The sequence below is a fragment of the Paraburkholderia sp. JHI2823 genome (assembly GCF_038900695.1).
In the GTDB taxonomy this organism is placed as follows: Bacteria; Pseudomonadota; Gammaproteobacteria; order Burkholderiales; family Burkholderiaceae; genus Paraburkholderia; species Paraburkholderia mimosarum.
Genome location: NZ_JAYMRY010000306.1, coordinates 1 through 424, shown reverse-complemented (window position 1 = coordinate 424; position 424 = coordinate 1). Strand labels below are relative to the sequence as shown.

At 56.1% G+C, this 424-nt stretch carries 1 pseudogene; it reads right to left on the bottom strand.

Annotated elements, in window-relative coordinates:
- A pseudogene (locus VSR34_RS38760) lies at positions 1-424 on the bottom strand (tyrosine protein kinase); the annotation flags it as partial.

Below are 424 nucleotides of genomic sequence, written 5' to 3'. Positions count from 1 at the left end.
CCGACACGACCTTCGACCGCCTTATCGAAGTTGGACTGTTCAAGCCGGTATCGGCCACTGCCTAGCGCAGTGATGGTGAACTTCTCGCCCTCCAGAGCTTCAGGAACGTCAAAGCTCGAGACCTTCAACGATACGTCGCCCCATGCATATCCGGTTCCTTTGAGGATGGCCGGTTCGGCCATCTTTTTGGCGTGCCGAGCCAGCCAGTCTCCGATCAGCGGAAGGCGCCGTGGCCTCGCGTCGATATCGAGCCCCATTTCTTCAACGGTTTTTCCAATCACCATTCTCGACTGGAGGATTTCCATTTCACCCGTGGCTTCTGTCTTGACATCGAACATGCTGGACACATCGCCCAATGGACTCTTGGCAGCATTGGCCGCCATCGTGTCTTCGACCTGGATGAGGATATTGGCCTGATACACCG